This is a genomic window from Citrobacter sp. wls826 (genome assembly GCF_005281245.1).
Lineage (GTDB): Bacteria > Pseudomonadota > Gammaproteobacteria > Enterobacterales > Enterobacteriaceae > Citrobacter > Citrobacter braakii.
This window is the reverse complement of sequence record NZ_SZWS01000061.1, coordinates 171,396-173,007: the sequence shown is the minus strand read 5'-3', so window position 1 is coordinate 173,007 and position 1,612 is coordinate 171,396. Positions and strand designations below refer to the sequence as shown.

2 protein-coding genes are annotated in these 1,612 nt (G+C 57.9%); both read left to right on the top strand.

Annotated elements, in window-relative coordinates; all coding sequences use genetic code 11:
- Nucleotides 1-896 (top strand): ABC transporter substrate-binding protein (locus FDW87_RS18325; RefSeq protein WP_252363241.1); only part of this gene is annotated, 896 nt, incomplete at its 5' end.
- Between the two features lie 26 nt (nt 897-922).
- Nucleotides 923-1,612, top strand: a 690-nt coding sequence (locus tag FDW87_RS18320) for a FecCD family ABC transporter permease (RefSeq protein WP_371415033.1), incomplete at its 3' end; no start/stop codon positions are given.

The following is a 1,612-nucleotide window of genomic DNA, read 5'->3' as shown; positions in this document are numbered from 1 at the left end:
AACGCGTGGTCAGCGCAGGCGCACCCGCCGACATGCTGCTGCTGGCCGTCGCGCCGGAAAAACTGGTTGGTTTTTCATCCTTTGATTTTTCTCATCAGACCGCCATCCCGTTTCACGAAGACATTCGGGCTTTACCGAAACTGGGCAAGCTGGCGGGGCGCGCCAGCACACTCTCGCTTGAAGCGCTACTGGCGCTTAAACCCGACCTGGTGATTGACTGCGGCAATGCCGATGAAACCTGGCTTTCTCAGGCCAGACAAGTGAATGCGCAAACGCAAATTCCCTGGCTGCTGATTAATGGCGAACTCCGGCTCAGCCCGCAACAGCTACTCGCGGCAGGTGAAGCGCTGGGAGTCGCAACGCGGGCAAGGACTCAGGCCAAACTGGCCCAGCGTTTTATTGATGAAGCCCTCGCGTTTTCACACTCTCCCGCAGCAAAGCTGCGTTTTTATGCCGCGCGCGGCGCCCGCGGACTTGAAACAGGATTACAAGGTTCATTGCATACCGAAGCGGCAGAACTACTGGGATTACACAATGTGGCGCAAATTCCTGGGCGGCACGGGCTGGCGCAGGTTTCAATGGAAAACCTGTTGAGCTGGCAGCCCGATATTATTCTGGTACAGGATGCGATTACGGCACAGTACCTGCGAGAAGATCCCGTCTGGCAAGGAGTCAAAGCGGTTGCCGACCGGCGCATTCTGTTTCTCAGCGGCCTGCCGTTTGGCTGGCTGGACGCGCCTCCCGGCATCAATCGTTTGCTGGGGTTACGCCGTCTGCATGCCTGGCTTGATCCACAGGTTGAAGCGGGCTTTAAAACCGATATGCAGCGCTACAGTGAGCTGTTCTGGCACACCACGTTAAGCGACGCACAGTATCAACAACTGGTGAGCGTCTGATGAAAACATCTACCCTCGGTTTTCTGATGATTACGACGGTGGTGCTTTGCGCGAGCATCGCCGCGGTGTCGGGTGCTTATCGCCTCGATGCACAGCAGGTCGTGGATCTTATTGCAGGCAGGGATGGCGTCCCGATGCAGGACAAAATCGTCTTCTGGCAAATCCGACTGCCACGCATTCTGGCTGCATTGTTACTCGGCGCAGCGCTGGCTGGTGCAGGAACCACCTATCAGGGAATGTTCCGTAACCCACTGGTTTCGCCGGATATCCTCGGCGTGGCGGCCGGTGCCGGTTTGGGCGCCTGTACGGCAATCCTGCTGGGGCTACCAATCCTGTTTATTCAGCTGTATGCGTTCACTGGCGGTTTGTTAGTGGTCGCCGGTGTCTGGCTGATCACCCGGCGAGTCAAGCGTCACGATCCGGTGTTAACGCTGGTGCTGGTCGGGATTGCGCTGGGTACGGTCTGCGGCGCGGGAATCTCGCTCATCAAAACGCTGGCCGACCCGTATACCCAACTCCCGTCGATCACCTTCTGGCTGCTCGGCGGTTTATCGACAATTACTCTGCACGATCTGTGGTTCTCAGCACCGCTGATCCTTGCTGGACTGGTCCCGTTATTGCTGCTGCGCTGGCGCATGAACCTGCTCACTCTGTCGGATGATGAAGCCCGATCGCTTGGGATCAACGTCTCCCGACTGCGGCTGGGACTGATCGTC